Annotated in this window: 18 protein-coding genes and 1 pseudogene; 3 read left to right on the top strand and 16 right to left on the bottom strand. The window is 72.1% G+C overall.

Annotated features, from left to right (window positions below; genetic code table 11):
- Positions 1-340: 340 nt before the first annotated feature.
- A pseudogene (locus GGD89_RS20195) lies at positions 341-1027 on the top strand (IS3 family transposase); the annotation flags it as partial.
- A gap of 66 nt (positions 1028-1093) precedes the next feature.
- On the opposite strand, the gene GGD89_RS20200 reads toward GGD89_RS20195, so the two are convergent.
- Both GGD89_RS20200 and GGD89_RS15540 read right to left on the bottom strand, forming a co-directional pair.
- On the bottom strand, positions 1094-2020 hold the full coding sequence (locus GGD89_RS20200; RefSeq protein WP_246423162.1) for a hypothetical protein: 927 nt from the start codon (positions 2018-2020) through the stop codon (positions 1094-1096).
- Between the two features lie 135 nt (positions 2021-2155).
- A complete protein-coding gene (locus GGD89_RS15540; RefSeq protein WP_184046955.1) occupies positions 2156-3229 on the bottom strand; it encodes a glycosyltransferase family 2 protein in 1074 nt (357 codons plus the stop codon).
- A gap of 184 nt (positions 3230-3413) precedes the next feature.
- Here GGD89_RS15540 and ilvD point away from each other — a divergent pair, with 184 nt between their 5' ends.
- The gene (ilvD, locus tag GGD89_RS15545; protein ID WP_184046958.1) at positions 3414-5330 is read left to right on the top strand and encodes a dihydroxy-acid dehydratase; all 1917 of its coding nucleotides are present in this window, start codon (positions 3414-3416) and stop codon (positions 5328-5330) included.
- Between the two features lie 6 nt (positions 5331-5336).
- A complete protein-coding gene (locus GGD89_RS15550) occupies positions 5337-6245 on the top strand; it encodes a bacteriohemerythrin (RefSeq protein WP_184046961.1) in 909 nt (302 codons plus the stop codon).
- A 25-nt stretch (positions 6246-6270) separates the two neighbouring features.
- Here the strand turns inward: GGD89_RS15550 and ligA are convergent, their stop codons facing one another.
- The 14 genes from ligA to mraY all read right to left on the bottom strand — a co-directional run bounded on the left by ligA (position 6271) and on the right by mraY (position 25866).
- On the bottom strand, positions 6271-8379 hold the full coding sequence (gene ligA, locus GGD89_RS15555) for an NAD-dependent DNA ligase LigA (RefSeq protein WP_425503046.1): 2109 nt from the start codon (positions 8377-8379) through the stop codon (positions 6271-6273).
- A complete protein-coding gene (gene recN / locus GGD89_RS15560) occupies positions 8376-10091 on the bottom strand; it encodes a DNA repair protein RecN (RefSeq protein ID WP_184046965.1) in 1716 nt (571 codons plus the stop codon). Before recN ends, ligA begins: the two co-directional genes overlap by 4 nt.
- A gap of 84 nt (positions 10092-10175) precedes the next feature.
- Positions 10176-11042: an outer membrane protein assembly factor BamD gene (locus tag GGD89_RS15565; RefSeq protein ID WP_184046967.1), complete on the bottom strand. Its 867-nt coding sequence runs from the start codon at positions 11040-11042 to the stop codon at positions 10176-10178.
- A gap of 172 nt (positions 11043-11214) precedes the next feature.
- Positions 11215-12240, bottom strand: coding sequence for a UDP-3-O-acyl-N-acetylglucosamine deacetylase (gene lpxC, locus GGD89_RS15570; protein WP_246423158.1), 1026 nt, complete (start codon positions 12238-12240; stop codon positions 11215-11217).
- Between the two features lie 624 nt (positions 12241-12864).
- On the bottom strand, positions 12865-14811 hold the full coding sequence (ftsZ, locus tag GGD89_RS15575) for a cell division protein FtsZ (RefSeq protein ID WP_184046971.1): 1947 nt from the start codon (positions 14809-14811) through the stop codon (positions 12865-12867).
- Between the two features lie 305 nt (positions 14812-15116).
- On the bottom strand, positions 15117-16427 hold the full coding sequence (ftsA, locus tag GGD89_RS15580; RefSeq protein WP_184047063.1) for a cell division protein FtsA: 1311 nt from the start codon (positions 16425-16427) through the stop codon (positions 15117-15119).
- Positions 16428-16439: 12 nt separating this feature from the next.
- Positions 16440-17462 (bottom strand): cell division protein FtsQ/DivIB, encoded by a 1023-nt coding sequence (locus GGD89_RS15585; RefSeq protein WP_184046974.1) that lies wholly within the window; start codon positions 17460-17462, stop codon positions 16440-16442.
- Entirely contained in the window at positions 17450-18388 is a 939-nt protein-coding gene (locus GGD89_RS15590; RefSeq protein ID WP_184046978.1) for a D-alanine--D-alanine ligase, read from the bottom strand. Before GGD89_RS15590 ends, GGD89_RS15585 begins: the two co-directional genes overlap by 13 nt.
- Positions 18385-19377, bottom strand: a complete 993-nt coding sequence (gene murB / locus GGD89_RS15595) for a UDP-N-acetylmuramate dehydrogenase (protein WP_184047066.1) — start codon at positions 19375-19377, stop codon at positions 18385-18387. The genes GGD89_RS15590 and murB overlap by 4 nt, the downstream gene beginning before the upstream one ends.
- The gene (murC, locus tag GGD89_RS15600) at positions 19377-20831 is read right to left on the bottom strand and encodes a UDP-N-acetylmuramate--L-alanine ligase (protein ID WP_184046982.1); all 1455 of its coding nucleotides are present in this window, start codon (positions 20829-20831) and stop codon (positions 19377-19379) included. The genes murB and murC overlap by 1 nt, the downstream gene beginning before the upstream one ends.
- Positions 20828-22033, bottom strand: a complete 1206-nt coding sequence (gene murG, locus GGD89_RS20205; protein WP_184046985.1) for an undecaprenyldiphospho-muramoylpentapeptide beta-N-acetylglucosaminyltransferase — start codon at positions 22031-22033, stop codon at positions 20828-20830. The genes murC and murG overlap by 4 nt, the downstream gene beginning before the upstream one ends.
- Entirely contained in the window at positions 22030-23244 is a 1215-nt protein-coding gene (locus tag GGD89_RS15610) for an FtsW/RodA/SpoVE family cell cycle protein (protein ID WP_425503047.1), read from the bottom strand. The genes murG and GGD89_RS15610 overlap by 4 nt, the downstream gene beginning before the upstream one ends.
- Complete coding sequence (murD, locus tag GGD89_RS15615) at positions 23241-24740, bottom strand: UDP-N-acetylmuramoyl-L-alanine--D-glutamate ligase (protein WP_184046987.1); 1500 nt, start codon at positions 24738-24740, stop codon at positions 23241-23243. Before murD ends, GGD89_RS15610 begins: the two co-directional genes overlap by 4 nt.
- A 40-nt stretch (positions 24741-24780) precedes the next feature.
- Positions 24781-25866 (bottom strand): phospho-N-acetylmuramoyl-pentapeptide-transferase, encoded by a 1086-nt coding sequence (mraY, locus tag GGD89_RS15620; RefSeq protein ID WP_184046990.1) that lies wholly within the window; start codon positions 25864-25866, stop codon positions 24781-24783.
- Positions 25867-25895 lie beyond the last annotated feature (29 nt).

The following is a 25895-nucleotide window of genomic DNA, read 5'->3' on the forward strand; positions in this document are numbered from 1 at the left end:
TCGAGCGGCGGTCCCAAGCCTGGAAGTGCTTGCAGACGAGGCCGTTCCTGGTGACGGTCATGTGGTCGATCTGGATGCGCTCGCCGACGGCGATGCCCTTGTAATCCTTTATACGTCCATGGCTGGGCGTGCCGGCCCTTGAAGGTGCGTTTGTGTTTGGCGCGCAGGGCGGACGGCGAGCGCTGGGTCAGCCCCTTTTCCGCCAGGTGCTTGAGGATGCGCCCGACGGTGCTGACTCTGAGGGGGCGGCTTTGACGTCGATCGCCGAGACGTTCGGGTGTTCGGCGGAGACGCTGCGCAACTGGGTGCGCAAGGCGGACCGCGCGGCGTCGCCGGTGCACGCGGCGTCCGACGCGGCGGCATTGAGGTGGCCCGCTGCACGGTGGAACGCCTGATGAAGGACATGGCTCTTCAGGGCGCGGTAAGGGGCAAGCGGATCAAGACGACGATCAGCAATCCGGCCACGCCGAGCCCCGAGGACCATGTCAACCGCCAGGTCCAACCGTCCCGCCCCGATGCGCTGTGGGTGGTGAACTTTACCTTTGTCGCGACGGCCTTTGGGTTTGTCTATGTCGCCTGTGTCATTGACGCCTTCGCGCGCCGGATCGTCGGCTGGCGGGGCTCGGCCCGCGCCATGACGACCCTTGTCCTCGATGCCCTGGATCAGGCCCTGCATGCCTGCGGGCCGTTCCCGGGCGGGGCCCTGATCCACCACAGCGACCGGGGAGTCCAGTACTTATCACTGACGTACACCGAGCGCCTGACCGACGCCGGCGTGAAACCGTCCGTGGGCAGTGTCGGCGACAGCACCGACAACGCCCTGGCCGAGACCGTCAATGGCCTCTACAAGGCCGAGGTCATCAACCCGCGCGGCTCCTGGTCCGGCGTCGAGGCCGTCGAATGCGCCACCCTGGAATGGGTGGAGTGGTTCAACCATCGCCGCCTGCTGGGACCGATCGGAAACAGACCCCCCGCCGAGGCCGAAGCCCGCTATCATGAGGCCCTCCGGGAGGCCACGATGGCGGCGGAGCACTCACACCAACCAGCCTCCGCCAAACCCGGGGCGGTTCACTTTGATGCCGTCCGCAGCCTGCTAGACGAGGAGGTTGACGGCGCCGTCCGCCCCTACCGCACCGAAGGCGTCGGTCACCGCCGCCCTGGCGCCGCGCGCGGCGGCGTCGGCGTCCCGGACAGCATAGGAGGCGCCATCGCCGGTCCGCTCCAGGACACGTTCCGCGGCCTTGATGATCGACCGAAGGGTGGCCAGCGTGTGCCGGGCATCGCGCGCGAACGCCTCGTCCTCAGCACGGGCGGATCCACGCCCCCCTGTCTCGGGCGGAGATGCGATCCCCCCCGGGCCGGCGGCGGTCTCCGGTCCTTGGTCGCCGGCGACGACCGGGGGCGGCGCCGTCTCCCCCCCCGGGCCGGCGGCGGTCTCCGCGCCGGCCCTCGTCGCCGATACGGGCGCGCCCTGGGTCTCGGCCGGCGGCGCGCCCGCCCCGTCGGTGGCGCCGACCGTCACCGGCGCGGTCGCCGAGACCGACGCCCCGCCCGGGGACCCCGGGGACATCATGGACGCGGCGGACGCTCCTCCCCCCCCGCCCGCGCCGGCATAGTCCCGAACGGCGGTCGCCAGGTCCCGGGCCAGGGCGGCGGCCCGGCGGGCGGCGGCCTCGGGATTGGTGGCGACCATCATGCGCAGCGCCTGAAGCTCGGCCTTGATACGGGCGATCTTCTGTCGGGCGGCTTCCTTGCGGGCTTCGTCGATGCGCGCCGGGTTGGCGTCGAGCCACGCCTGGGCCTGCCGAAGATGCTCCTGCTGCTCGCGCATCGCGTCCGCGCGATCCGGATCATCCTTCGCGACCATGGCGATCAGGTCGTCGGACGGCAGCGCGCGATCCGCGCGGGTCGCCGATCCGGGTGTCGGCCCCGAGGCACCGGCCGACGATCTGGCGACGGCCGGCTGTCGGGATGCGAAGAAGAGAGCCGCGTTCTGCGGCGTGGGACTGGTCACAAGCATGCGGGTCATCCTTGTTCCCGGGGGGCTTGCTCACGTGACACGTCAGGCTTCATGGGACGTCAGGCTTCAAGCCTTTGACAACCATAGCATCCCGAAACGACCCAAGGCCAAGACTTCTCGCGCCGCGCCGTGTGGTCAGGCGCGCTCGCGCTCGATCGCGTCGCCGACCCTCCGGGGCGGACGGTCACGCACCATATAGGGATCCTGCCCGGTGACGCGCGCGTGCGTGTCGGACAGCAGCTCCAGCACGAAGCCGAATCCCATCAGCATCATGGCCGCCAGGCCCACGCCCATGGACACGTAGAACAGCGGCCGGCTGGTGATGGGGGTGCCGACGATGATCCGCTCCAGGCCCAGCCACAGCAGCACCGCCCCGGCCACCAGCACGGTCGCCAGGCTGATCCGTCCGAACAGGTAGATGGGGCGGGCCTTGAAGCTGGCCTGGAACCACAGCATGACGATGTCGAACAGCACGTCGACGACGCGGTTCAGGCCGTACTTGCTGGTCCCGGCGAAGCGGGCGTCGGCGTGCACGTCGACCTCGACCACCGATCCGCCCATCAGATGCACCAGCGCCGGCAACAGGCGGTGCTGGCCGGCACGCAGGCGCAGGCGCCGGGCCACGTCGCCACGCAGGCACTTGAAACCGCCCATGTCGCGGGCCGGACAGCCGGTGGTGGCGCGCAGCATGGCGTTGGCCGCGCGGCTGGGCCACAACCGCCAGACGGCGCTTTCGGGACGGCCCTGGCGACGACCGGAAACCAGGTCCGCGCCGCCCTCGGCCGCCGCCAGCAGCGTGGCGATATCCTCAGGCCGGTTCTGAAGGTCCGCGTCCATGACGACCACGTGGGCGCCGCGCGCGACCCGGAAGCCGGCCGACATGGCCGCCCATTGCCCGGTGTTGCGCGTCAGGTAGCGCGGTTTCAGACGGGGATCGCCGGCGGCCAGCGTCGCCAGGCGGGCGTTGGTGCCGTCCGTCGACCCATCGCTGACGGCGATGATCTCGTACTCGACTCCCAGCGCCGCCATGGCCGCCGTGGTGCGCCGATGGAAGGCGTCGAGGCATGCGTCCTCGTTGAACATGGGCACGACGATGGACACATCGGGGGGGAGGTCGGCCGGCGGATGGTCGGCGGAGTCGCCGGTCGCGAACCCGGCCGGCTCGGCGGGGGCGACGCGGGCACGGGACACGCACGGATGAGAGGGCATCGCCTGGGCTCGCGAGGGTGAAGGATGGGGCGGGGCGGACCTGTTTAGCGGCTGTCGGGCGCCCGGTCCAGCCGCGTCGCCGGGCCCGGCCGTCGACACCCGTCGCGCCACGCTTTTCAGGGTATCGTGGAGGCCCGCCCCTAAGGTAAGAGTGGCATCACGAACTCGAGACGGGAGGATCATCATGCCTGAGTTGCGTTCGCGCACCACGACGCATGGCCGTAACATGGCCGGAGCCCGGGGACTGTGGCGGGCCACCGGCATGACGGACTCCGACTTCGGCAAGCCGATCATCGCGGTGGCCAACTCCTTCACGCAGTTCGTGCCCGGCCATGTGCACCTGAAGGATCTGGGGCAGCTGGTCTGCCGCGAGATTGAGGCCGCCGGCGCCGTCGCCAAGGAATTCAACACCATCGCCGTGGACGACGGCATCGCCATGGGCCATGGCGGCATGCTCTACAGCCTGCCGTCCCGCGAGCTGATCGCCGACGCCGTCGAATACATGGTCAACGCCCACTGCGCCGACGCGCTGGTGTGCATCTCCAACTGCGACAAGATCACCCCCGGCATGCTGATGGCCGCCATGCGGCTGAACATCCCCACGGTGTTCGTCTCCGGCGGACCGATGGAGGCCGGCAAGGTGGAGGTGGACGGCCAGGACCACGCCGTGGACCTGATCGACGCCATGGTGCAGGCGGCCGACGACGCCAACAGCGACGAGACCGTCGCCGCCTACGAACGCTCCGCCTGCCCCACCTGCGGGTCGTGCTCGGGCATGTTCACCGCGAACTCCATGAACTGCCTGACCGAGGCGCTGGGGCTCGCGCTGCCCGGCAACGGCTCCATGCTGGCCACCCACGGCCGCCGCAAGGCGCTGTTCCTGGAGGCCGGGCGCCGCGTGGTGGACCTCTGCCGGCGGTGGTACGAGCAGGACGACGCCTCGACACTGCCGCGCCACATCGCCTGCCACGCCGCGTTCGAGAACGCCATGCGCCTGGACATCGCCATGGGCGGCTCCACCAACACCGTCCTGCACCTGCTGGCGGCCGCCCGCGAGGGCGAGGTGCCGTTCACCATGGCCGACATCGACCGGCTGTCACGCTCCACGCCGAACCTGTGCAAGGTGGCGCCGGCGGTCGCCGACGTGCATGTCGAGGACGTCCACCGCGCCGGCGGCATCATGGCCATTCTGGGGGAACTGGACCGCCTGAATCTGCTGGACACGTCGGTGCCCACGGTGCACGGCGCCACCCTGGGCGAGGCGCTGGCCCACTGGGACGTCCGCGTGACCAACGACCCGGCGGTGCGCGACATGTTCCGCGCCGCCCCCGGCGGGGTGCGCACCACCCAGGCGTTCTCGCAGGATCGCCATTATCCGGACCTGGACCTTGACCGCGCCGCCGGCGTCATCCGCGACGGCGCGCACGCGTTTTCGGCCGACGGCGGGCTGGCGGTGCTGTACGGCAACGTCGCCGAACGCGGCTGCATCGTGAAGACCGCCGGCGTCGATGCATCCATCCTGCGGTTCTCCGGTCCCGCCGTGGTCTGCGAAAGCCAGGACGAGGCGGTCGCCCGCATCCTCGGCGGCGAGGTCACCGCCGGCGACGTCGTCATCGTCCGCTACGAGGGTCCCAAGGGCGGCCCCGGCATGCAGGAGATGCTGTATCCCACGAGCTACCTGAAGTCGATGGGCCTGGGCAAGAGCTGCGCCCTGTTGACCGACGGCCGCTTTTCCGGGGGAACCTCGGGACTGTCGATCGGCCACGCGTCGCCCGAGGCCGCCGCCGGGGGCGGAATCGCGCTGATCGAGCCGGGAGATATCATTGACATCGACATTCCGGCGCGCACAATCGGCGCGCGCGTGGACGACGCGGAAATGGATCGGCGCCGCGCCGCCATGGAAGCCCGGGGACCCGCCGCGTGGCAACCGAACGGCCGGCGCCGCGTTGTCTCACCAGCGTTGCGCGCCTACGCCGCCCTGACCACCAGCGCCGACCAGGGCGCGGTGCGCGACGTCGCCCAGGTCGAACACGGCGCCGGCGCGGCAGCCGCGCCGGCGCCCACGCCCGCCTCTCCCTTGCCCGTGACCGAGGACGTCTGACCCGACATGGCCTACATCGACTGGAGCCCCGACCTGGAGTTGGGAATCGATCTGGTGGACCAGGACCACAAGGTTCTGGTCGCCCTGCTCAATCAGGCCCACGAATGCATGGGCGATCGCGAGGAGGCGGCCACCCTGGGCAGTGTCTTGAATGCCCTGGTGGATTACACGGAGTATCATTTCCTGCGCGAGGAGCGGGTGATGGACGCCGCCGGCTTCAGCGAACTCGACGAACATCGCGAGTTGCATCGCCGGCTGACCCGCCAGGCCCGCGAAATCCGCGATCGCTACGCCGTCGATCCCAGCGGCGTGCGCGCCGTCGAGGTGATGGACTTCCTGCGCACCTGGCTGATGGACCACATCCTGAAACAGGACTTCCGGTTCCGCCCGGCGGTGATGGCCCGGCCCGAGTCCGTCGACGTGGCCCGGACCATCGAGTTCGAAACCCGCGACGAGGACCACGCCGCCGATGGCGCCACCGGAGCCGGCGACAGCCCCAGGGACGCCGCCACGGTCGGAGGACCGGTGGACTTCACGACCATGTCGGTGCTGGTGGTGGACGACAACCAGAATTTCCAGATCATCCTGCGCACCATCTTCAAGGGCCTCGGCTGCCCCGACGTACGCCTGGCCGACGGCGCCCGCCAGGGCCTGGACGCCCTGAACCAGGCCCCGCCCTCGCTGATCCTGGTGGACTGGCGCATGGAGGGCATGGACGGCCTGGGCTTCGTGCGCGCGGTGCGCGACCAGGACATCACCGTGCCCATCGTCATGATCACCGGCTACAACGAGCCGGGCTTTTCCGACCGGGCGCGTGAGGCCGGCGTCAATGGGTTCCTGGAAAAGCCGATCACCGCGCGGGGGCTGGTGGAGACCGTCTCCCGCGCCCTGCATGACGTGCGTTCGGCGGCCTGACGCCCGCCGGGACCACGCGGGTCCCCTACCCCGCCATGGCCCGGAAGTCGGCCTCGCTGAGGATGGCCACGCCCAGGTCGCGGGCCTTGGCGGCCTTGGATCCGGCGTCGGCGCCGATGATCACGTAGTCGGTCTTCTTCGACACGCTGCCGGCCACCCGGGCGCCCAGGGCCTGGGCGCGGGCCTTGGCCTCGGCGCGGGACAGCGTTTCCAGGGTACCGGTGAACACCACGGTCTTGCCCGCGAGGGGACGCTCGCCCTCGCCGCCGGCCGGGTCCTCGAACGGCGGCACGGTGACCACCGCCGCCAGGGCATCCAGCGCCGCCTGGTTGTGCGGTTCGTGGAAGAAGTCCAGCAGGTCCTGGGCGACACCGGACCCGACATCGTTGATGTTCACCAGATCCCGGTAGGCATCGGACTCCCGGTCCTGGGCCGCCGCCATCGCCGCGCGCAGCGCCTCAAGCGTCCCATAGTGCCGGGCCAGCAGGCGCGCCGTGGCCTGACCCACCTGACGAATGCCGAGCGCATAGATGAACCGCTCCAGGCCGATGGTCCGGCGGGCGTCGATGGCCCGGAACAGGTTCCCGGCGGAGGTCTCGCCCCAGCCGTCACGGTTCCTCAGGCGTTGGAGGCTCTCCCGGTCCCGGGCCTCCAGGTGGAAGATGTCGGCCGGCGCGCGGATTAGGCCGTCCTGATAGAACGCCTCCACGGCCTTGGCGCCCAGCCCCTCGATGTCGAAGGCATCGCGAGACACGAAATGCTTGAGCCGCTCCACCGCCTGCGCCGGACAGACCAGCCCGCCGGAGCAGCGGCGCACCACCTCGCCCTCGGGACGCGGGGCCTCGGAGCCGCAGACCGGGCAGCGCTCGGGAAACGCGAAGGGCGCCGCGTCGGCCGGCCGGGCCTCCGGCACCACGGACACCACCTGGGGAATCACGTCACCGGCGCGCTGGATGATCACGGTATCGCCCGCGCGCACATCCTTGCGCGCGATCTCGTCCTCGTTGTGGAGCGTGGCGCGGGACACCACCACGCCGCCCACCGTCACCGGCGCCAGATCGGCCACCGGAGTCAGCGCCCCGGTGCGGCCCACCTGGACACGGATCGCCGTCACGACCGTCCGCGCCTGCTCGGCCGGGAATTTGTGGGCGGTGGCCCAGCGCGGCGCGCGGCTGACGAAGCCCAGGCGCCGTTGCCAGTCCACCCGGTCCACCTTGTAGACCATGCCATCAATGTCGTAGGGCAGCGCGGCGCGGCGGGCGCCGATGTCGTCGTAGGCGGCCAGGACCTGGTCGATGTCCGCGCACAGCCGGGTCTCGGGGCTGACCGGCAGACCCCAGGCGCGCAGGCGGTCGAGGAAGCCGGACTGGGTCTCGAAGGCGACGCCGGCCACCTCCCCCCAGCCGTAGGCGAACAGGCGCAGCGGCCGCGCGGCGGTGATCGCCGGATCCTTCTGGCGCAGCGATCCGGCGGCGGCGTTGCGCGGATTGGCGAAGGTCTTGCCGCCGGCCTCGGCCTGACGCCGGTTCAGGTCCAGGAAGGCATCGCGGGTCATGTAGACCTCGCCGCGCACCTCCAGCACCGGCGGCGGGTCCTCCCCGGCCAGGGTCTCGGGCACCGCGTCCAGGGTGCGGATGTTGGCGGTCACATCCTCGCCCTCGCGACCATCGCCCCGGGTGGCGGCCTGCACCAGCCGCCCGGCCTCGTAGCGCAGCGAGACCGACAGGCCGTCGATCTTGGGTTCGACCACCAGCGCCAGGGGATCGTCCGCGTCCAGGCGCAGGAAACGGCGGATCCCGGCGACGAACTCGGCGACCTCGGCCCGCTGGAACAGGTTGCCCAGCGACAGCATGGGCACCGCGTGGGTCACCTTGCCGAAGACGCCCACCGGCGCCGCGCCCACCCGCCGCGACGGGCTGTCGTCGCGCACCAGATCCGGGAAGCGGGCCTCGATCGCCGCGTTGCGCCGCGCCAGGGCGTCATAGGCGGCGTCGCTGATCTCCGGCGCGTCCTGCTGGTGATACAGGGCGTCGTGGCGGGCAATCTCGGCCGCCAAACGGGCCAGTTCGGCGGCAGCCTGATCGGCGGTCAGGTCGGTGGGGTCGATCGCGGTGGCGTCGGGTTCGGTCATCATGGCTCCCGGCAGGCGGCCGGTGTCCGGCCCCCCGCGCGCAACAGGGTCTCGGCGGCGGCGCGGGCCTCGGTGGTGACGGTGGCGCCGGACAGCATGCGGGCGATTTCCTCCCGGCGCTGGTCGTCGTCCAGCGGCGTCACGGTGGTCACGGTGGCGGAGTCGGCGACGTCGGCGGCCTTGGCCACATGCCAGTGATGATCGCCCATCGCCGCCACCTGCGGCGAGTGCGTCACCACCAGAACCTGGACCTCCCGGGCCAGCCGCGCCAGGCGATCGCCCACGGCGGCGGCGGTGGCGCCGCCGATGCCGGTGTCCACCTCGTCGAACACCAGGGTGGGGACGGGCCGCGCCCGCGACACCACCACCTTCAGGGCCAGCATGAAGCGCGCCAGTTCGCCCCCCGAGGCGATCTTGTGGATCGGCCCCGGGTCGGCCCCCGGATTGGTGGCCACCAGGAAGGTGACCCGGTCCAGGCCGTCGGGTCCCCAGTCGCGTTCCGGCAGGCTGTCCAGGCCGGTGACGAAGCGGGCCTTGTCCAGCTTCAGCGGCGGCAGTTCGGCGGCGACGGCGGCGTCCAGGGCACGGGCGGCGGCGGCACGGGCATCGGACAGGGTACGGGCGGCGCCAAGGTAGGTCTCGCGAGCCGCCTGCTCGGCCCGCGCCAGGTGGGCCACGTCGTCGCCCCCGGCGTCCAGCGCCGCCAGCCGGGCGCGGGTGCGCTCGGCGAGACCAGCCAGATCGTCCACCGCCACGTCGTGCTTGCGCGCCAGCCCCCGCAGGGCGAACAGGCGTTCCTCCACCTGATCCAGGTGACGCGGATCCAGGTCGATGTCGGCGTTGGCGCGCTCCAGTTGGGCCAGGACCTCGGCGACCTCGATGGCCGCGCGCTCCAGGCCCTCCATGATCGGCGCCACGGTGCCGCCGGCCACCTCGGCGATCCGCTCGAGGGAGCGTTGGGCGGCGCGCAGCGCGCCGTCCACGTCGGCCGGCTGGGTGAGCGCCGTCAGCGCCGCGCTCAGGCCCTCGGCCACCTTCTCGGCATGCATGAGCGCGGTGCGCCGCTCCGCGAGGCGGGCATCCTCGCCGGGGCTGGGCGCCAGGGCCTCCAGGTCGTCCAGAATGGCCCGCACCTGGGCCTCCTGGGCGCGCGTCTGCTCCAGGTCGCGCAGCATGGCGGCGTGGGCGTGGGCGGCGGCGCGCCACTGCGCCCAGGCGTCCCGGCAGGCGGCCAACGGGGCCTCAAGATCACCCTGGGCGTCCAGCAGCGGGCCGTGCAGGGCCGGATCCAGCAGCCCGTGGGTGTCGTACTGGCCGTGCACCTCCACCATGATCTCGCCCAGGCGCCGCAGCAGGCCGACGCTGGCCGGCTGGTCGTTGACGTAGGCCCGGCTGCGCCCGTCGGCGCCCACCACCCGGCGCAGCACCAGCAGCTCGGCCCCGCTGTCCGCCGGGGTGTCCAGGTCGTGCTCGGCAAGACGGTCCAGAACCGGATGCCCGGGCGGCACATCGAACTGGGCGACGACCGAAAGCTTGCCGGCGCCCGCGCGCACCAGGCCGCTGTCGGCGCGCGCCCCCAGGGCCAATCCCAGGCTGTCCAGCAGGATGGACTTTCCGGCGCCGGTCTCGCCGGTCAGCACCGACAGCCCGCTCCCGAACGACAGGTCCAGGCGGGTGATCAGCACCACGTCACGGATGGACAGCGACACCAGCATGACCAGGGGTTCCGAGAGCCTTGGAGGAGTGGGCGCGGTGGGCGGGTCCCGGCCTCGACCCGGCGCCGCCCCACCAGGGCACCGTCAGAGCCAGTCGAACCACCCGTCGTACCAACGGGTTTCCCGCCGGGGATCGGCGATGCGCTCGCCGGTGACCAGTTCATAGGCGTCCACGTACCAGTCGCTGCCCGGGTAGTTGTGGCCCAGCACGGCGGCCACCTTGCGGGCCTCCCCCGTGAGACCCAGCATGACATTGGTCTCCACCACGCGGTACAGCGCCTCGGGAACATGGGTGGTCTGTTGATAGTCGGCGATCACCTGCTTGAACCGGTTCAGCGCCGCCAGGTGGTGCTTCTGCCGCAGGTAGTAGCGCCCGACGCTCATCTCCTTGCCCGCCAGATGGTCGCGCGCCAGGTCGATCTTGAAGCGCGCGTCGCGGGCATACTTCGTGTTGGGGAAGCGGTTGGCCACCTCGCGCAGGCTGGCCATGGCCTGGCGCGTCATTTCCTGATCGCGCTGCACGTCGGTGATCTGTTCGTAGTAGCTCAGCCCCTTGAGATAATAGGCGTAGGCGATGTCCCGATTCCCGGGATGCAACTGGATGAAGCGGTCGATCGCGACGATTGCGTCGTCATATTGGTTATTCTCGTAATGGCTGTAGGCCGCCATCACCTGCGCCTTGGTCGCCCAGATCGAGTACGGGTGCTGCCGCTCCACCTCGTCGAACGCCCGGGCCGCCTCCTCGTAGTCCTCGTCCTCCAGCAGGGTGACGGCGCGGTTGTACAGGCGCTCGACCGGTTCTTCCGTGTAGTCCAGTTCGTCCTCGCCATTGCTGCCGCACCCCGTCAGGCCGACCGTCAGGCCGGCCGCGAGAACAAGGGCGGCCAGGCTCAGGGCCGGGCGGCGCGGAACGCGAGCGTGGTGCGGAACGCGGACTGGGAAGGCGGTCATGGATGCGGCGATGATCCGGATGGCCGTGGGCCGCGAGGGCCGGGGCGGAGGCACGGACCGGGCCGGCTCGGCCCGAGCGAGGACCGCACTATACCACGGTGGCACCGGCTGTCATCACCACGGTGGCGCGGGCGATCATCCGGCCCGCGAGCGTCCCGGCACGCGGGCCGGATCACGCGCGGCGGCGCGCCTCCTGCACACCATCGGTGATGTCGGCGGCGGTGCTCAGGGCGGGTTCCAGGCGCCAGGCCGCCGGCCGCGCGAACAACGCCCGCAGCAGCAGGTTGTTGGCGCGGTGGCTGGGGCGCAGGCCGGCATAGACCCCGATGATCGGATGCCCGGCCAGGGCCAGATCGCCCAGGGCGTCCAGCGCCTTGTGGCGCACGAACTCGTCGGGACGGCGCAGGCCCTCCGGATTCAGCACCCGGTCGCCATCGATCACCACCGCATTGTCCAGCGACCCGCCCTGGGCGAGGCCGTTGGCGCGCAGGAAGGCGACCTCATGGGCGAAGCCGAAGGTACGGCAGTCGGCCAGGTCGGCGCGGAAGCTGTCGGGACTCACCGTGATGGCGTGATGCTGGTGGCCGATCACCGGACTGTCGAACTGGATTTCCGCCTCGATGGTCAGGCCACGCCGGGCGGGGCGCAAGGCCAGCCAGGTCTGGCCGTCCTCCACCGTGATCTCGTCCAGGACACGGATCGCCTGGCGCACCGCCGGCTGGGCGACGGTGCCGACCTTCAGGATGGCGGTCACGAAGGCGGCACTGCTGCCGTCCATCACCGGCAGTTCCGGGCCGTCCACCTCGATGTCCAGATTGTCCACGCCAAGGCCGGCCAGCGCCGCCATCAGATGCTCGACGGTGGAGACGGTAACGCCTTCGGTATTGCCCAGCATGGTGCACAGGCGCGTGTCGGTCACGTGGTCCCAGCGCGCCGGGATCATCGGATTCCGCCCGGTCACGTCCAGGCGGCGAACCCACAGACCCCGTCCCGGCGCTCCCGGACGCAGGGTCATGGTCACCGCCGCGCCCGAGTGCAAGCCCACGCCCTCGATGGTCACCGGCGCGGCGAGGGTCCGCTGGGCGGTGGTGGGGGCCACGGCGCCGTGCGTCCAGGACGTCCGGGCGCCTGGTCCGGGGGTAGGATCATCCCCGGCAAGCTCCATGCTCAGGGCTTCGTCCAGGCTGGCGTCCTTCATCACGGTCCCCTAACGACTGGTTCCAGGTGGTGATTCGGCTGGCGGTCCGAGGGATGGACCATCGGGCGATCCGGCCGCGATCCTGTCGTGACCGGAGGCCGGCGACCCTGGCGCGAGACCTGGCCCGCGAGGCTCCATCCCGCGCTGGCCCCTTCTGGCGACGCAAAGACCATGGCGGCACGGTCCCTGACCGTGCGGATCCCGGCCGCGGCGGCAAACCCATGCCACGGCGAGGGACTCACCTTTTACTGTTCTAGGGATAGAGGGTGCGTCGCTGCACCGCAAATCAATCAATGTTTCAGATTGTTGCGACGGGACGGGAGCGAATTCGGTCTTTGAATCAAAACCCTGACGACGTCTGCGAGAGCACCGTCGTAAGTCTGGGCACCGGCGACAGCACCACCGTCGCGGCACCCGGCCAGAACCGGGGCGCGCGGAAGGCGGACAGTCCTCGTCATGAATAGACGCGTCTTGACCACACGCGTCATGACGACAGGCACGCGCCCCCGGGCGGGCGACGGGCAGGGAAACGGGTGTTGGGAAGGACGCGGAACCGGACACGGCCGGCCGGACCGGGACGAGGGCACGCAGGCCCCGACCCCGACCGGCCGCGCGGTCCCGGCCTCAATTCGCCTGGCGGCGCAGGAACGCCGGGATCTCCAGGTGGTCCTCCCCATGAGACACCGTCGGACGGTCGCTGGGATGGACGGTCATCGGCCCACCGTCGACCCCACCGTCGTCCCGGCGCGCGCCCTGGGGCTCCGCCGTCCAGGTCTCGCGACGGGGATCGCCGCGCGGATCATCCCGCTGATCCTCGCCCGCCGAGGTTCCGCGCCGGAACCCCGTCATGCGCTGGAACAGGCTCAGGCGCTCGCCACGCCCCTGCCCGTCGTCGGACTCGTGCCGGGGCGCGGCCCCATGGCCCCCGTGATCACGACCACCGTGCGTGACCCGCAGGCCCGGCTGATCCCCGCGCGGCGCCATCGGACGGCCGGTCGGATGCGAGTGCGGGTGAGACTGCTGATGAGGTTGGGGATGAGGCTGGGGATGAGGTTGGGGGTGCGGCTGCGCGGCCAGGGCGGTCTGACCCACGGCCTGGGGCTGGGCCATCGTCTGCGGCGCCGCGTACCCCCGCGCCGGCGCCCCGGCGCCACCCGGCTGCGGCACGTGCAGCCCGCGCGCGGCCGCCGGCTCCATGCGCGGCGTCCCTGGTGTGACCGCCGGTTCGGGGATGAAGGCGCGGGCTCCGGCGGCCGCCTGGTTCGGGACCGCCGGGGAAACCGGCGCGCGCACCACCGGACGCGCCGGCGCCTGCGTCGGGGCCGGACGGGGCGGCACCGCCGCGCGCGGCGGCGCGGTCACCGGAGCCGGACGGGCCTCGCCCTCCAGCACCGCCGCCGGGTCAAGCAGATCGCCGGAGGTCATGGCGTCGGCTGTGTCGTCCAGCACCGTGGCGGCCGTGGCGGCGGCCGGCGGCGCCGTCCGGGCGGCCGGGGCCGCCACCTTGCCGGCGGCGTGATCCTGCGCGGCGCTGGCCAGCCCCAGTCCGAACCCACCCGAGACCTGGGCCCCGCCTTCGCGCGGCTGGGTCTGGGCGACGGCATCGATGCCCGTGGCCACCACCGACACCCGCATGCGACCGTCCAGGCCGGAATCCAGGCTGGACCCGAAGATGACGTTGGCTTCCTCGCAGCGCACCTCCTCGCGGATGCGGTTGGCGGCCTCGTCCACCTCGTACAGGGTGAGGTCGTTGCCGCCGGTGATGTTGATCAGCACGCCGCGCGCGCCGCGCATCGACGTCTCTTCCAGCAACGGATTGGCGATGGCCGCCTCCGCCGCCTCGATGGCGCGGTTCTCGCCGCTGGACTCGCCGGTGCCCATCATGGCGCGGCCCATGTCCATCATCACCGTGCGCACGTCGGCGAAGTCCAGGTTGATCAGGCCGGGCATCATCATCAGGTCGGTGACCGAACGCACCCCGGCATAGAGCACGTCGTCCGCCATCTTGAAGGCGTCGGCGAAGGTGGTCTTCTCGTTGGCGACGCGGAACAGGTTCTGGTTGGGGATGATGATCAGGGTGTCCACGTACTGGCCCAGTTCATCGATGCCCCCATCGGCCAGGCGCATGCGGTGGGCGCCCTCGAACTGGAACGGCTTGGTCACCACGCCGACCGTCAGGATACCCAGGTCGCGGGCGCAGCGGGCCACCACCGGGGCGGCGCCGGTGCCGGTGCCGCCGCCCATGCCGGCGGTGATGAAGCACATATGGCTGCCCTTCATCTCGGTGGCGATGGCGTCATAGCTTTCCTCGGCCGCCGCGCGGCCGATGTCGGGCCGGGCACCGGAGCCGAGACCGTGGGTGGTTTCCGCGCCCAGTTGAATGCGGCGGTCGGTGCACGCCTGGGCCAACGCCTGGGCATCGGTGTTGGCGACCACGAAGTCCACCCCTTCCAGGTTGGACTCGATCATGTTGTTGACGGCGTTGCCGCCCGCGCCACCGACACCAATGACGGTGATGCGCGGCTTCAACTGCGGCTCGATATCGTCGGGGACGCCGAGATTGATGCTCATCCTTGCCTCCGTGTGCGAAAAAGGTCGGGTCATGTCTGTCGGGCACCCGGGGGCGATCCCCTTGGGCGCGTGGGATGGCGACGGGTGTCGATGGGTCGATTCTGTGTCGCCCGGGTCTCTGGTCGTCTGCGCGGTTTTCCCGTTCGTCGTTGCGATGTCGGCCCCGGAACCGGCTGGTTCGGCCGGCAGGGGGGCGGGGTGGGGTTCGGGGGGCGCCGAGGGCACCTCATGCGGAGCCGGCGCCAGCGCGTCCGTCACCGGCAGGGGCGCGTCAAGGCGCGAGAGCAGATCGCGGGACTGGGTCATCAGAAGTGCTCCTTCAACCAGCGGCCGATACGCTCCACCGGGCCGAGCAGCCCGCCGGCGCGGGGCGGGTCCTCCGGGTCCGGGCGGTCCACGTGCTCCTGGACGGCGTGACTGAGCAGGCCGGCGCAGGTGGCGAAGGCCGGCCCGGCGACGCTCTCCGCGAGGCCCCGCAGCCTGAGCGGACGGCCGCAGCGGACCTGCTTGTCCAGCACCAGTTCGGCCAGTTCCCGGACCCCGGTGAGCTGGCTCGCGCCGCCGGTCAGCACCGCGCGCCGACCCGCGACCTGGTCCATGCCGGCGGCCTTCAGGTGGCCGTGCACCAGTTCCAGGGTTTCCTCGACGCGCGGACGGATGATCTGCACCAGGTAGGAGCGCGGAACCTCGATGGACTGGGTGTCCTCGTCCTCGCCCACCAGCGGCACGCGCAGGATCTCGCGGCTATCGGCCGGCGAGGCGATGGTGCCGCCGTACATGGTCTTGAGGCGCTCGGCGTTGGCCAGCGGCGTGGACAGACCCTGGGCGATGTCGCTGGTGACGTGGCCGCCGCCCACCGGGATGACGCCCACGTGGACCACGTGCCCGCCCAGGAACACCGCCACCGAGGTGGTGCCGCCGCCCATGTCGATGACCGTGGCGCCCAGGTCGCGCTCGTCCTCCACCAGGCTGGCCAGCCCGGCGGCGTAGGGCGCGGCGACGCGGTTGTCCACGTCCAGGTGGCAGCGCTCGATCACGGTGGACAGGTTGCGCAGCGGCGCCGAGGCCACCGACACCAGATGCATGCGCGCGCCCAGGCGCTCGCCGAACATGCCGCGCGGGTCGATGATGCCGTCGGCGCCGTCGATGGCGTAGCCCACCGGGATGCAGTGGATCAGCTCGCGGTCCGGATCCTCCGGCGGGCGGCGGCCGAAGGCCAGGATGCGGCGCACGTCGGCGTCCCGCACCTGATGGCCGGTGACCGCCATCTCGGCGTCGATGCGCTGGCTTTCGGGCGCGCCGCCGGAGACCGCCACCACCACCCCGTCGATGGTCTCGCCGGCCATGTCCTCGGCGGCGGACACGGCCTGACGGATGGCCGCCTCCACTTCGTCCCGATTGACCACCAGACCGGTGCGCATGCCCCGGGAGCGGTGATGACCCACCCCCAGCACGCGCAGGCCGCCGCTGTCCTCGTCCACGCGGGCGATGAAGCAGGCCACCTTGGTGGTGCCCACGTCCAGCGCGGCCACCAGCCCGCCGCGCCGGCGAAGCACGGGCGGCGGCTGGGGCGCGGGCGCGTCATGGACGCGGGGCGGATCGGTGCGGTCAAGCATCAGCATCGGTCGTCAAGTCTCCTGTCCGGCCGTCGAGACGGACAACGCCGGCACCCCGGACCGCGCCGGCGCCTCGGGGGTCTGCCCACCCAGGCCGACGGACGGACGCGGCCGCACCACCAGACGATCGGGCAGGCGCAGATCCACGCGGTCGATGTGCCGGGCCAACAGGCGCCCCTGGCGTTCCATGACGGCCAGGCGCCCCCAGGCGTCGGCCGGATCGTGTTCCGGCAAGTGAATGTCGATGCCGTCGTCGATGGCATCCAGGCGCAGGGTCCAGCGGCGCCCGCCCACCCAGGTGGCGGCACGGACCCGCGCCGCCAGCGCCGGCTGACGCGCCAGCAGGGCCATCAGGTCCGGCACCTGACCGGGGGCGCCGGCGCCCACGATCACCGGCAGGTCGGCGAACGGACGACAGTCCACCGTCAGCGGCAGACCGGTCTGGTCGATCACCGCGAAGTCGCCGTCCGGCCGGCGCTGCCACAGGGCCAGCGGTTCGCGTTCGGTCAGCACGACGTGGATGGCGTCCGGCAGGCGCCGTTCGACCCGGGCGCCGGCCACCCAGGGCAGGGCCTCCACCCGTGCCCGCGCGGCATGGGGATCGAAGCGCAGGATGGGTTCGCCGCGCCCGGTGCCCAGGGCGTTCAGCAGGCGCGTCGGCGAGGTGCGGTCGCGGCCCTCGACGGTGACCGACCGCACCACCAGCCCGCCCCGCATCGCCAGTTGATCCATCGCCGCGCCCAGGGCCGCCCACTGCTGGCCAATGAGGCCGGAGCGCCACGTCCAGGCGGCGCCGGCCACCAGCCCGATCATGAGCAGGCCGACCCCGGCCAGGCGCAGCCGCCCCCAGATCTGACCCCAGGAGACCGGCGCGCGGCGCGGCGCGGGCCGCTTCCGGCGCGGCGTGCTGGCGTTGGCGGCGCCGCCACGGGCGCGACCGCCACCGGCGCCCCCCCGGGTCCGGCCGCCGCCCCGGGCGGGGGCGGCGCGCGGGGCGTCACCGCCGCGTCCAGCCCTGCCCGTTATCCATCGCATGCGGCGGCCTCCACCATCCAGGCGCAGAGCGCGGGAAACGACAGGCCCGTCAGGGCGGCCTGCTCGGGCACCAGCGAGGTCGCCGTCAGGCCGGGCTGGGTGTTGACCTCCAGCAGGTACGGCGTCCGGCCGTCGAAGCGCAGGTCGGCGCGGCTGACGCCCCGGCAGCCCAGGGCGCGGTGGGCGCGCGCCGACAGCTCCAGGCAGGCGGCCGTGGTGGCGGCGTCCAGGTCGGCCGGCAGCACGTGCACCGAGCCCCCCGTCACGTACTTGGCGTCGTAGTCGTAGAAGCCCCGCTGGGTGGTGATCTCGGTCACCGCCAGCGGGCGGACGGCGTCGCCCTCGCCCATGACCGCCACCGTGAGCTCGCGCCCGGGAATGAACCGCTCCACCATGGCCGGTCCGTCGTAGGGCCAGTCCTGGCGCAACGCGGCCAGGGCGTTGGAGCCCTCCGTCACCACGTAGACGGCGACGCTGGACCCATCGTTGGGCGGCTTGACGACGTAGGGCCGCGCCATCGGCTCGCGGTCCGGATCGGCGAAGGCGTCGGCGCCGACCAGCACATGCTCGGGCACCGGGATGCCGGCGGCGGCGAAGACCGTCTTGGCGGCCGGCTTGTCCATGGCCAGGGCGCTGGCCAGCGCGCCGGAGTGGGTGTAGGGCAGCCCCAGGATATCCAGCATGCCCTGGATGCGGCCGTCCTCGCCGAAGCGCCCGTGCAGGGCGTTGAACACCACGTCCGGGCGGCTGTCGCGCAGGTCCTCCAGGAAGCGCAGCGGGTCCCGGTGCACATCGAGGACGGCCACCGTGTAGCCGGCCTTGCGCAGGGCGTCGGCGGCGGCGGCGCCACTGTTCAGCGACACCGCCCGCTCGGCGGACCAGCCTCCCATCAGGACGGTGACGCGGCGGTATCGTGGAGGGCTCATGACGGCTCTCCCTCGGTGGCGGCGGTGGCGGCCGGATCGGCGCCCGGCAGCGGGTCGCCGATGATCCGGATCTCCCAGCGCAGGTCCACACCACTGGCCGCGCGCACCCGGCGGCGCACCAGTTCGCCCAGGGCCTCGATGTCGGCGGCGCTGGCGGTGCCGGTGTTGAGCAGGAAGTTGCAGTGCCGCTCCGACACCTGCGCCCCGCCCAGGCGCAGGCCCCGACAGCCGACCTTGTCGATCAGCTCCCACGCCTTGCAGCAGGGCGGATTGGCGAACGTCGACCCGCCCGTGCGACCGCGCACCGGCTGGCTGGCCTGGCGGGCCTCGCGAATGGCGTCCATGCGGGCACCGATCTCCGCCGGATCGTCGGGGCGGCCGCGCACCGTGGCCGACGTGAAGATCCAGTCGGCGGGCGCCTCCGAATGTCGATAGGACAATCCCAGGGCGGCGGCCGGCACGTCGTGGATGCGGCCGGCGCGATCCACGGCGCGGGCCGAGACCAGCACGTCCGAGACCTCGCGACCATAGGCGCCGGCGTTCATGCGCAGCGCGCCCCCCAGGGTGCCGGGGATGCCCGAGAAGAACTCCAGCCCGCCCAGCCCGGCATCGCGGGCCACCCGGGCGAGGCTGGCATCCAGGACGGCGGCCCCGGCGACCAGGGTCTCGCCCTCCACCCGGGTCCCGGCGAAGGCGCGCCCCAGGCGGATCACCAGGCCACGCACGCCCCCGTCGCGCACCAGCAGGTTGGAGCCGACGCCGATCACGGTGACCGGCACGCCGTCCGGCAGGGCGGCCAGCACCGCCGCCAGGTCGGCCTCGTCGGCCGGGCGGAACAGCACCTCCGCCGGTCCGCCCACCCCGAACCAGGTGACGGCCGACAGCGGCGCCTCGGCGCGCAGCCGGCCGCGCACCGCCGGCAGGCGGTCGATCAACCGCCGCCGGGGGACGGAGCCGGCGGGACCGGCGTCCAGGCGCTCGGCGGGCATCATGCGAACCTCCCGGTCTGGTCGGGCACCACGCCGGACACGGTCTCGGCCCGCGCCCGCAACTGTCCGGGCAAGGCGTTGGCCCAGGCCGAGATGGTGCCGGCGCCCAGGCACACCACCAGGTCGCCGGGGGCGGCCATGGCGGCGATCGTCTCGGGCAGGGCGGCCGGATCCGCCAGCGGGGCGGCCTTGCGGTGACCATGGGTGCGCAGCCCGTCCACCAGGGCGTCGCGGTCGACGCCGGGGATGGGCGCCTCGCCGGCGGCATAGACGTCGGCCACCAGCACCTCGTCGGCATCGTTGAAGCAGGTGCAGAAGTCCTCGAACAGCGCCTGAAGGCGGCTGTAGCGATGCGGCTGCACCACCGCGATCACGCGCTTGTCGCCGGCCACCTCGCGCGCGCCGCCCAGCACGGCGGCGATCTCCACCGGGTGGTGGCCGTAGTCGTCGACGACGGTCACGCCGTTCCAGGTGCCGGTGCGGGTGAAGCGCCGCCGCACCCCGGCGAAACCGGCCAGGGCGCGGCGGATGGTCTCGCCGTCGATGCCCATCTCGTGGCCGATGGCGATGGCCGCCAGGGCGTTCTGCACGTTGTGGCGCCCGAACATCGGCAGGAACAGGTCCGCGACGGTCTCGCGGGCCCCGCTGACCCGGTCCGCCAGGGTGACGTCGAAGCGCGCGCCATCCGGACCCCGCCGGGGATTGACGGCGCGGACGTCGGCCTGCGGGCTGAAGCCGTAGGTGATGACCTTACGGTCCAGCACCTCGGGGATCAGGGACTGCACCTCGGGATGATCGATGCACAGGATGGCGAAGCCGTAGAAGGGCAGGTTCTGGATGAAGGTCTTGTAGGCGTCGCGCATGCGCGCGAAGGTGCCGTAGAAGTCCAGGTGCTCGGCATCCATGTTGGTGACCACGCCGATGGTCGCCGGCAGCTTGGTGAACGTGCCGTCGCTCTCGTCGGCCTCGACCACCATCCAGTCGCCATGGCCCAGGTAGGCGTTGGTGCCGCGCGCGTTCAGGATGCCGCCGTTGATGACCGTCGGGTCCATGCCGGCGGTCTCCAGCAGGGCCGCGACCATCGACGTGGTGGTGGTCTTGCCGTGGGTGCCGCCGATGGCGATCGCCCACTTCAGGCGCATCAGCTCGCCCAGCATCTCGGCCCGGCGCACCACCGGGATCAGGCGGGCGCGGGCGGCCTCCACCTCGGGATTGTCGCCCTTCACCGCCGACGAGATCACCACCACCTGCGCCTCGCCCAGATGGGCGGCGTCGTGGCCGGTGGCGACCCGCACGCCCAGCCCGCGCAGACGCTTGACGTTGGCGTTCTCGGCAAGGTCGCTGCCCTGGACGGTATAGCCCAGGTTGTGCAGCACCTCGGCGATGCCGCTCATGCCGATGCCGCCAATGCCCACGAAGTGGATCGGGCCGATATCGAGGGGAAGGGCTCTCACGCGGTGGTCTCCCGGGGCAGGACATGGTCGGTCGGACCATCGGGGGGATCGGCCAGCGCCAGGGTCAGGGCGGCCAGCCGTTCGGCGGCGTCGGGGCGGCCCAGGGCGCGGGCGCGGGCGGCGGTGGCGGCCAGGCCATCCGCGTCGCCCAGCAGCGCCGCCAGGCGCGCGGACAGGGTGTCGGGGGTCAGCGTGCCCTGGGGCATCAGCCAGGCGGCCCCGGCCTCGTCCAGGGCGCGGGCGTTGGCCGTCTGATGGTCGTCGACGGCGAACGGAAACGGGATCAGCACCGCCGGGCGGCCGGCGCAGGTCAATTCCGCCACCGTGGAGGCTCCGGCCCGGCACAGGACCAGATGGGCGGCCGCCAGCCGCGCCGGGATGTCGTCGAAGAAGGCGGCGGTCTCGGCGGCGATGCCGGCGGCGGCATAGGTGGCGCGGGCCCGGTCCAGGTCCTCGGGACGGCACTGCTGGGCCACCGACAGGCGCGCCCGCAGGGTCTCGGGCAGCGCCGCCAGGGCCACCGGCACCAGGTCGGAGAGCGCCCGCGCCCCCTGGCTGCCGCCGGTGACCAGAAGGCGGACCGGCCCGTCCGGCGCCGGCGGGTCATAAGGCACGGCGCGCGCCTCCAGCGTCGCCGGGCGCACCGGATTGCCCACGTGCCGGCCCTTGCCGGCGGGCAGGTGGCGCACCGTGGGCAGGGCCGTGGCGACCATCCGCGCCCGCCCGGCCAGCAGGCGGTTGGCGCGGCCCAGAACCGCGTTCTGCTCGTGAATCACCGTCGGCAGCCCCAGCAGGCTCGCCGCCAGGGTCGGCCCGAAGGCCGCGTAGCCGCCGAAGCCCACCACCACGTCGGGCCGCAGCCGGCGCAGCAATCGCCACGCCTGCCCGGCGCCGACGATCAACCGCGCCAGCCCCACCACGCGACCGGTCAGGCCGCGCCCGGCGATACCGCCGGCCTGGACCCGATGCGTCGTGAGCCGGCCCAGGACACCCCCCAGGGTCGCGCCGCCGTGGCCCTGACCGCGCCGGTCGGTGACCAGCGCCAGCCGGCAGCCGCGCGCCTCCAGCGCCGCCGCCAGCGCCTCGGCCGGGAACACGTGCCCGCCGGTTCCCCCGGCGGCCAGGACGATGAAGGGCGCGTCCCGCCCGGGCGCGACCGGCGTGGAAACCGGAAGGGGGGTGCACAGGGGCACGTGCGTCATGACCGACCCTCCGCGCGTGGACGCGCCCGGGTGAGCGCCAGAATCATCCCCGTGGCCATCGCCACGCCGACCATCGAGGACCCGCCGTAGCTGATGAACGGCAGGGTCATCCCCTTGGTGGGCATGAGGTTGAGGCTGGAGGCCATGTTGATCACCGCCTGCATGGCCAGCTGCACGGTCAGACCGCCCACCGCCAGCATGGCGAACAGGTCGCGCTGGCCCATGACGCGGACCATGGCGCGCACCACCAGCAGGGAGAACAGGGCCACCAGCACCAGGCAGAGCCACAGGCCGAATTCCTCGCCGGCGACGGCGAAGATGAAGTCCGTGTGGGCGTCGGGCAGCGCCTCCTTGACCCGGCCCTCGCCCGGGCCGCGCCCGAACAGCCCGCCCTGGGTGAAGGCGTCCATGGCCTGGCGGATCTGATAGTTGTCGCCGCTTTCCGGATCCAGGAAGCGGTTCACGCGGGACTGCACATGCGGAAACAGGGCGTAGGCGCCGACCAGGCCGCCCAGCCCCATCAAGGCCAGCAGCACCACCCAGGCCAGCGACAGTCCGGCCAGGAACACCTGGGCGCACCAGATGGCCACCACCACCAGGGTCATGCCCACGTCCGGTTGGGCCAGCAGCAGCGCCGCCACCCCCGCCGTCAGCACCAGCGACAGACGCAGGCCGGGCACGCCCTCTCCGGTGACGCCGGCGGCCAGCAGCCAGGCCACCACCACCGCGAACAGCGGCTTGACCAGTTCCGAGGGTTGCAGGGTCAGCCCCGCCACGGTCAGCCACCGGGTGGCGCCGTTGTACTCGGGACCGACCACCAGGGTGAGCGCCAGCAGGCCCGTCGCGCCCAGGAAGCCCAGGACCCCCAGGCGCCGCACGCCGCGCGGCGACAGCAGCGACACCGCGAACAGCACCGCCAGACCGACCGGCACGAACACCATCTGCCGGCGCACGAAATGGAAGGTCTCGACATTGATGCGGCCGGCGGCCGGCGGGCCGGCGGCCAGGATCAGCACCCCGCCGATGGCCACCAGCAGGGCCACCACGGCCAGCATCCAGCGGTCCACCGACCACCACCAGCGACCGATCACGCTGCCATCGCCCGGACGCACGCGCACGCGCCGCGCCGCCCCCGCGACGCCCGCGCTGGGGGGCGGCACCGTGGGCAGGGCGCGGGGCGCGATCGGAGCCTGGACGCGATGGAGGGTCACGCGGGCGCCTCCCTGTCGGTGTCGGTGTCAGTATCGGTGTCGGTGCCGGTGCCGGTGTCAGCGTCGGTGTCGTCCTCGGTTTCGGCGGCCTGGTCGCCGGTCCCGGCGCGGTCGTGCGCGCGGGACAGGTCGGCGACCAGCGCCTTGAAGACGTCGCCGCGATGGGCGAAGTCGTCGAACTGGTCCCAGGACGCGCAGGCCGGCGACAGCAGGACCACCGGCTCCTCCTCGTCGTCCTCCACCGCGTGCCGGAAGGCCATCGGCACCGCCTTGTCGAGGGTGCCGCACAGCGAATAAGGCACCTCGTGACGATCCAGGAAGGCGGCGAACGCCTTGGCGGCGTCGCCGATCAGGTAGGCATGGACGATACGGTCCAGGTGCGGCTCCAGGCGGTCGATACCGCCCTCCTTGGCCTGACCGCCGGCGATCCAGTAGATGTCCTCGTGGCACAGGATGGCCTTCTCGGCGGCCTCGGCGTTGGTGGCCTTGCTGTCGTTGACGAAGTGGACGGCCCCCACGGTGGCCACCGGCTCGTGCCGGTGCGGCAGACCCGGGAAGCTCTGGATGGCGGCGGCGATCACAGAGGCCGGCAAGCCCCGGGCCCGGCACGCGGCGTAGGCGGCGGCGGCGTTCTGCCAGTTGTGCGCGCCGGCCAGCGTGGCCACGCCCGTCAGGTCCATGACCCGGTCGGGGCGGCCGTCGATGGCGTCCACCAGCACGCCCTTGGCGGTGGTGACGCCGCCGGGGATCGGCCGCTCGGCGGAGAAGGGAATCAGACGCCGGGTATCCTGGGAGACCAACTCGCCATGGATGGCCCGGCAGGTCTCGTCATCCACGCCGATGCACACGGTCCGGGGGGGCAGGACACCATCCAGGATGCGCCGCTTGGCGGCCACGTACCCGTCCATGCCGCCGTGGCGCTCCAGGTGGTCGGCCGACACGTTGAGCAGCACCGCCACGTCGCAGGTCAGATCGCGGATCAGGTCCAACTGGTAGCTGGACAGCTCCAGGACATAGGTGCCGAAGTCCGACAGGGGCTCCAGGTCCAGCGCCGGAACACCCAGATTGCCGCCCACCTGCACGCGCTGCCCGGCGCGGCCGAGGATATGGCCGATCAGGGCGGTGGTGGTGGACTTGCCATTGGTGCCGGTGACGCCGACGGTGAAGGCGGTGCGGCAGCTCGCGGCCAGCAGGTCGATGTCGCAAAGCAGCGGCACGCCGGCGGCGCGCGCCCGCTCGGCCACCGGATGCGGGGTCGGCAGGCTGTGCGGAATGCCGGGGCTCCACACCATCGCGCGCGTGCCGCTCAGGTCCGCCTCGCCCAGGTCGGCCAGGGGGATCCCCTCGGCCTCGGCCGCCGCGCGCCGCGCCGCGTCGTCATCCCACGCCCGGACCTTGGCCCCCGCCGCCATCAGGGCGCGGGCGCTGGCCAGTCCGGACCGACCCAGGCCCATGACGGCGACCGGTTCCAAGGCGAGGGCATAGACGGGAATCACGACGGCGGTCTCCTTGCGGACTGAAGAGGATCAGGGGATCTCAGCGCAGCTTCAGGGTGGACAAACCGATCAGCGCCAGGATCACGGCGATGATCCAGAAGCGGATGACGATGGTGGGCTCGGCCCACCCCTTCTGTTCGAAGTGATGGTGCAGCGGCGCCATGTGGAACACGCGCCGGCCGGTGGTCTTGAAGCTGACCACCTGGACGATCACCGAGACCGTCTCCAGCACGAACAGGCCGCCGACGATGGCCAGCACGATCTCGTGCTTGGTGACCACGCTGATGGCCCCCAGGGCACCGCCCATGGCCAGCGAGCCGGTGTCTCCCATGAACACCATGGCCGGCGGCGCGTTGAACCACAGGAAGCCGATGCCGGCGCCGATCAGCGCGCCGCAGAACACCGCCAGTTCTCCGGTGCCGGGCACGTGGTGGATCTGGAGGTAGTTGGCGAACACGGCGTTACCCACCAGATAGGCGATGAGCGTGAACACACCGGCGGCGATGATGACCGGCACGATGGCCAGGCCGTCCAGGCCGTCGGTCAGGTTGACGGCGTTGGAGGCACCGACCATCACGAACACGGCGAACGCCAGGTAGACCCAGCCCAGGTCCACCAGCAGATCCTTGAGAAACGGGAAGGCCAGGCTGGTGCTCTCGCCGTTGTCGCCCAGCGAGGCGATCCAGACGGCCGCCGCCACGGCCAGCACGATCTGGCCCAGCAGCTTGGACTTGCCCGGCAGGCCCTTGCTGTGGCGGCGGGTGACCTTCAGGTAGTCGTCGGCGAAGCCCAGGACGCCATAGCCCAGCGTGACCATCAGCACCGCCCAGACATAGCCGCTGGACAGGTCGGCCCACAGCAGGGTGGCCACGGCCACGCCCAGCAGGATCATGATGCCGCCCATGGTGGGCGTGCCCTGCTTGGTCTCCAGATGGCGTTCGGGACCGTCCTCGCGGATCGGCTGGCCGTTGACGTGACGCCGCTTCAGCCAGCGGATGATGGCCGGCCCGAAGACGAAGGCCACCAGCATCGCCGTCATCACGGCGCCGCCGCTGCGGAACGTCAGATACCGAAAGACGTTCAGCGCGCCGACCTGATCCGAAAACTGGTACAATAGATAGAGCATTCCCCGGTCCTGTCCCGCCGTCCGTATGT

It is taken from the genome of Roseospira visakhapatnamensis (assembly GCF_014197915.1).
GTDB lineage: Bacteria > Pseudomonadota > Alphaproteobacteria > Rhodospirillales > Rhodospirillaceae > Rhodospira > Rhodospira visakhapatnamensis.

Excerpts from the sequence above, each read along its gene's own strand:
- GGD89_RS15585 (WP_184046974.1), bottom strand. The coding sequence starts at position 17,462 with ATGCGATGGATAACGGGCAGGGCTGGACGCGGCGGTGACGCCCCGCGC.
- lpxC (WP_246423158.1), bottom strand. The coding sequence starts at position 12,240 with ATGAAGGACGCCAGCCTGGACGAAGCCCTGAGCATGGAGCTTGCCGGG.
- ftsZ (WP_184046971.1), bottom strand. The coding sequence starts at position 14,811 with ATGAGCATCAATCTCGGCGTCCCCGACGATATCGAGCCGCAGTTGAAG.
- GGD89_RS15550 (WP_184046961.1), top strand. The coding sequence starts at position 5,337 with ATGGCCTACATCGACTGGAGCCCCGACCTGGAGTTGGGAATCGATCTG.
- mraY (WP_184046990.1), bottom strand. The coding sequence starts at position 25,866 with ATGCTCTATCTATTGTACCAGTTTTCGGATCAGGTCGGCGCGCTGAAC.
- ligA (WP_425503046.1), bottom strand. The coding sequence starts at position 8,379 with ATGATGACCGAACCCGACGCCACCGCGATCGACCCCACCGACCTGACC.
- GGD89_RS15540 (WP_184046955.1), bottom strand. The coding sequence starts at position 3,229 with ATGCCCTCTCATCCGTGCGTGTCCCGTGCCCGCGTCGCCCCCGCCGAG.
- murG (WP_184046985.1), bottom strand. The coding sequence starts at position 22,033 with ATGACGCACGTGCCCCTGTGCACCCCCCTTCCGGTTTCCACGCCGGTC.
- murB (WP_184047066.1), bottom strand. The coding sequence starts at position 19,377 with ATGCCCGCCGAGCGCCTGGACGCCGGTCCCGCCGGCTCCGTCCCCCGG.
- recN (WP_184046965.1), bottom strand. The coding sequence starts at position 10,091 with ATGCTGGTGTCGCTGTCCATCCGTGACGTGGTGCTGATCACCCGCCTG.
- GGD89_RS20200 (WP_246423162.1), bottom strand. The coding sequence starts at position 2,020 with ATGCTTGTGACCAGTCCCACGCCGCAGAACGCGGCTCTCTTCTTCGCA.
- ftsA (WP_184047063.1), bottom strand. The coding sequence starts at position 16,427 with ATGCTTGACCGCACCGATCCGCCCCGCGTCCATGACGCGCCCGCGCCC.
- GGD89_RS15590 (WP_184046978.1), bottom strand. The coding sequence starts at position 18,388 with ATGAGCCCTCCACGATACCGCCGCGTCACCGTCCTGATGGGAGGCTGG.
- GGD89_RS15565 (WP_184046967.1), bottom strand. The coding sequence starts at position 11,042 with ATGACCGCCTTCCCAGTCCGCGTTCCGCACCACGCTCGCGTTCCGCGC.
- ilvD (WP_184046958.1), top strand. The coding sequence starts at position 3,414 with ATGCCTGAGTTGCGTTCGCGCACCACGACGCATGGCCGTAACATGGCC.